3 protein-coding genes are annotated in these 5407 nt (G+C 50.1%); 1 reads left to right on the forward strand and 2 read right to left on the reverse strand.

Going from position 1 to position 5407, the window contains the following annotated elements:
- Together ACIQ2L_RS14620 and ACIQ2L_RS14625 are read right to left on the reverse strand one after the other, a co-directional pair.
- A partial coding sequence (locus ACIQ2L_RS14620) for a PPC domain-containing protein (RefSeq protein ID WP_396160143.1) occupies positions 1-1158 on the reverse strand: 1158 nt, incomplete at its 3' end.
- 518 nt (positions 1159-1676) lie between these two features.
- Positions 1677-2756: a DUF1559 domain-containing protein gene (locus ACIQ2L_RS14625; RefSeq protein ID WP_396160145.1), complete on the reverse strand. Its 1080-nt coding sequence runs from the start codon at positions 2754-2756 to the stop codon at positions 1677-1679.
- Between the two features lie 320 nt (positions 2757-3076).
- Between ACIQ2L_RS14625 and ACIQ2L_RS14630 the strand changes: the two genes are divergently transcribed.
- Positions 3077-5407: beta strand repeat-containing protein (locus tag ACIQ2L_RS14630; protein WP_396160147.1), on the forward strand; the 2331-nt coding region annotated here is incomplete at its 3' end.

Genomic DNA, 5407 nt, shown 5'->3' on the forward strand with positions numbered 1-5407 from the left:
TTCTGGCAAGCCTGTCGTGATGAGTTCCAGATCCCCGGTCCAATTGGCCAGCCTTTCGATCTTGATGCTAACATCAAACTCTTTGCTGGTCTTCGCATCGAGTAGATCGTTCGTGATGGATGGAGCAATGCCAGGTTCCAGTACATCGAGCTTGAACCAATAGGGACTCGCGTTGTTCCCACGTTTGTGGAAGTCATTGATGTTGGCCCAATATTCTCCTTCCTTCGGAACGACCCAACGAATATCCGGATCCCGATTGGTTCCAGCGTCGTCCTGAAAAGACTGCTGTTTTCCGTCTTTGTCGACAATGGTTAGGGTCGGATCCAGGTCGGAACCGATCGACTGCGACAACACACGGAGATGAAGAAGCTTTCCGTTGGCCGCAGGTAGTTTGAAGGAATGTGTTTGGGCTGCCGAGGGAAAAATCCCGAATTGAGGCTCGGACGTTGTGACGGCGGTCGCCTCCTGGATGGAAGTCGCTTGGACAGTTGGTATCGATGGTACTATCCAATGTTCGTCAACCACCGGTAGCGTGTCCAATTCCAATGGCCCGACGTTCCATCGAAGTCGATAAATGTACTCAGCGCCGCCGCGAAACGAAATGGTGCTATCGGGTTGTTCGGGAAAGCCAAAGACGCGAAGGTAGTATGGCCCATCTTTGGAGATTTTGTATTCGATCGCAGGATCAAGTCCGTAGTGATCTAGATTCTCGAGCAGGACGAACCCGCGACTATCGAGTAACTGCAGATGAGCGTCCAGTGGTGACTTCAGATATCGTGTTGCATCGACGATAGCGGAGATCGTTTCTCCTTGCTTTAGATCTAGGCGATAGTGATCGATATCGCCATTTTTTTCTAGCACACCAAAGACTTCTGCATCGGGGGCAACGCTTTCTTTGACTTGCGTGATTCGATCGTTCGGTTCCGATTCGCGAAAGGGTTTCTTGTTGGAGATGAGAAACGGTTTTGGGGGCGTAGCGCCGGCCTCGTTGTAGAATCGAACCCACGTGATGGCAGGCTTTGCATTGGCTCGGACAGTGACTTCGAATTCGCCCGCTTTTTCAAGGCATTTCCATTGCACGTCTTGGCTGCTGGACCAGATCGAAACCGGCCAACTTTTGAAGCTACCAACGCCCGTGACAGATTCGGTGCCACCCACTTTCGTACTTGGCGGAGTGAATCGCGTAATCTCTGGTTTCTCGGCGGAGAAACAACGGCCCGTTGAGAATGTGGAGACTAGTGTGCCGATGGACAGACAGGCCCATAAGAGTCCATGTGCGAATCGGAGTGCCGGCGGTAGGTGCGTATGCATAGGATGTGGGATAAGCTTCCAGCTTGTCAAATAGTAGTTAGAGATAGCTTCAGCTTGTCAAATAGTAGGTAGAGATAGCTTCCAGCTTGTCAAATCCTTGAAGTTATCTTCAGTCAAGGTCAGTCGCAAGCATCTGTTGTTGATAACCACTAAGCCGACGGGCGCTAGCCCCGGTTCCTAAACCACTGGGCCGTTGAACCCAAGCCACGGTGAACGGATGAATCGTGCAATATCTCGTTAGCCAACAATTCTTGGCCGGTGCTCGATTCCGTGTCAGGGCGGGAAGCCAGTGGCCGAAAAAAAAGGAACGCGATTGCGTTCCTTTTCTCGAAAGCTTTTGTTGAGCTAGGGAAGCTCGGTCAAAATTAGTTGTCGATATTAACGACTTCACCACCGGATCGGCTACCTAGCGCTTGCCATGTTGCGAAGTCAACGGCATCCGATTGGAACTGAACAGAACCGTCAGCTCGCCCCATGACTACCCCGCCAGTATGATAACTGGACGCAGACATATGCTGTTGATACTGGTAACCGGCTAGAGTTGCGGTTGTTCCACAGTTATATCTCTGGGTCGTAGTAACTCCAGTTCTCCTATTCCAGTTTGGTGGAAGAGTGTGCGTGTACGTGGAGTTGTGAGGAACAAAATGGAAAAATTTCAACCCAGTTTCCCTGGCTGCATTTCCAGTAGCCCCACCGGGCATACATTGAGCTATGGTTCGTCCATCCACAAGCTGCAATGCTGTAGTGTATGCGGTAGTGATCAGGGGTGCACTAGTATGATCGTTAGTCGTTGCATTTGTGCTGCGCATTACTTCAGCAAACAAGGCGGTGTTACTAGTACCGTCTGAAATTTCCCCCATCGTTGGGCCACGCATGACTGCATTAGCCGGACGAGCCTTCGCGAAGATTCCATCGATAGGTGTCCCCCCAAACAGGTTTGCCCCTCCCATGCATCCGTGATAATTCAGACGGCCCCAATTATTGATGCGAACATTTGAAGATTCCGAAGGACAAAGAAAACTAGGAACTTCCGTAACTTGAGCCCTACCGTTTGGTGTCGGATCAGTTGGCGTTGCTACCCAATTCGGAACGGAAATGTGAATCTTCACATTCGTTTGAACGTTGTAGTCGAGGTTGAACAGATTGAACGCTGCATTCTGCTCGAAATATGGCAACAATGCGATTTGCAAACTCGCTTCTGACGATGTTGCTAAATTGGGGCTTTGAAAAACTTTGGTATGCAATGCGGCAGGGAAGTACTTTAGCGCACTTTCGTGGTTATGTGCTGCAAGCCCGAATTGCTTCAAATTGTTGGAACATTGCATTCTTCGAGCAGCCTCCCGCGCAGCCTGAACTGCTGGTAAAAGCAATCCAACCAGGATCCCTATAATAGCAATGACAACCAGGAGTTCCACCAGCGTAAAGCCTTTAACACGCAACCTCATTTTCTACCTCTTTGTAAACGAGCAACCATCATTTGTAAACGAGCAACCATCATCCGAGGGTACTACAAACTGCCACCGATGGCCATTATAGTGACCTTCGCAAGGTGGAATCTACTTTCAATATTATAGTGGTACGGTCTACGAACATCCAAACCTTTTCGAAAAATAATTCTGGCAAAAGTTGCATTCCACGTAAAACCTGTTTATTGTGGATCCAAGATCCCTTTTCAATCTGCACTAGAAGAGACACCGCAATGAATCGAAAGTTCCGGAAGATAGTTTATGCAACGTTGGCATGTTTCGCATTCTCAGGATCGTCCATGGCACAAAGTTGGCAGGGCGACAGCGAGACTAACGCTTTTTTGGGGTTAGGGTACTACTGGAGCGATCCCTTAAACTGGAACAATGGACTCCCTGCTAACACCAACGCAGTTACGTTCGGTATCCCTGTCAACAATCCAGCCGGCCTCAATATTCTCATAGGAAACGGAAACGAAGTAGCAAACTCAATAACGTTTAATGCCGCAGTGAATTATGCGTTTACAAACGGAAATACCAATAACGGCATAACGATAGGCAATGGAGCAGCCAACTCGAACCCTTTCATTACCAATTCCTCTACCGGTAGTCACACGATCAATGTTCCAATGACGTTTCTTTCCACAGCTGGAGGAACTCGGACAATAACCAATTCGTCGACCGGTAGCATTACCTTTGGAGCGACAAATCCTGCGAATAGCATCGTCACAAACAACGGTACGAGCGTGCTAAACGTCGTCAACAGTGGTTCGGGGGCGACTACGTTTCAGGGAGCAGTCATCACCCCTAGCGGGTTGACTGTGAACGGCTCCAATGGCAATGTGTTTTTCAACGGAGCAGTAACAGCGAATTCGATAAACATTCTTGGGGATGGAGCAAAAAGCTTTGTAGTGGCCAACACAGGCGCGATCTCGAACTCAGGAGCAGGGCAAGTCGATGTAACGGGAACGCTTACCAACAGTGCTGCAGCCCCTTTATTAATCACCAAATCTAGCACAGGTGCAATTGGCTTCACGGGAGTCGTTAACTCGGCAAGTGGTTTAACTGTCGACAATCAAAACACCACTGGTGGTGTCTCCTTCACTAATACGGTGACAGCGAATTCCATCATCAATACTGGCGTGGGTGCCAAGAGCTTCGCTGCTGCGAACACCAGTTCCATCTCGAACTCGGGAACAGGCCAAGTGGATGTAACCGGAACGGTCACCAATGGCACGGCAAATCCTTTGCTTGTCACCAAATCGAACACAGGCGCGATGAACTTCACAGGAGCTATCAACTCCACCAATGGTTTGGCTGTGGATAATCAAAACGCTACGGGTGGTGTTTCCTTCACCAATACAGTAACAGCCAACACCATCACGAACACCGGGGTTGGAGCCAAGAGTTATGTTGCTGCAAACACCAGTTCGATCTCGAACTCGGGTACAGGAAGTGTCGACGTGACTGGAACGGTTACCAATGGTACAGCAAACCCCTTGACCATCACCAAGGCTAACACCGGCGTGATGAGCTTTACTGGAGCCGTAAACTCGACAAGCGGTGTTGTGGTAGATAATCAAAACGCGACTGGCGAAGTTTCCTTCACCAACACGGTGAGTGCGAACTCCGTCACAAATTCGGGTGTTGGAGCGATCAACTACGCAGGGATTACGTCGACAGCTGGCACAATATCAAACTCTGGATCGGGGCTAGTTACAGTAGGCGGAACGGTCACCAATACTGGTACTCTGACCGTCAACAAGTCATCCACCGGAGCTGTGGCATTCAATGGACCTGTCAACTCGGCAACCGGTCTAGCTGTTAGTAATTCGGACGCAACAGGAGCGGTTTCTTTCGGCGGTACCGTGACCTCCAATTCGGTCACGAATTCGGGTGCTGGAGCGATCAACTACGCAGGGATTACCTCGACAGCTGGCACGATATCCAACTCTGGAACCGGGCTAGTCACGGTAGGCGGACCGGTCAACAACACTGGAGCATTGACGGTCAACAAGTCTAGTTCTGGAGCGATGGTCTTTACGGGCGGGATCAACTCCGCGAACGGCGTTTCGGTAACCAATTCGAATGCGACTGGCTTAGTTGAGTTCAACTCGAGCGTCACTGCCAACACTGTGACCGTGGGTGCAGGCAATGGTACAGTCCGGCTTGGAAGCGTTGCAGGAAATTCATTCAGCGGTGCGGTCACATCGGCTGGAAACATCGATGGGGTTGGGTCGATTGGTGGGTTGCTGACGGTGCAAAACGGAGGTAGTTATGCTCCGGGTGTTGCTGGAATCGGAACTCAGCAAGTAAACGGTTTGGCAATGAACACTGGGTCGACCTTTGTTTGGCAACTCAACGGAACGGTTCCCGGTTTCGATACCGTCACCGGGTTGACTAGTCTGTCCATCGGTAGCGGTGTAACATCCAGACTCGACATCAACGGCTTCGATAGCTCTTTCTGGAATCAGAATCGTAACTGGGATGTCTTCACTGGAACATTCAATAATGGTGGATCGGTGTTCGATACGATTTCCCTAGTTGGAGACAGTGCACCAAACGCTTCCCTTGGTTCGTTCGCTTGGGATTCCTCCAGTGCAAACGTAGTTAGACTAAACTTCACAGCGGTT

The sequence above is a fragment of the Flavobacterium sp. genome (assembly GCF_044369455.1).
GTDB lineage: Bacteria > Bacteroidota > Bacteroidia > Flavobacteriales > Flavobacteriaceae > Flavobacterium.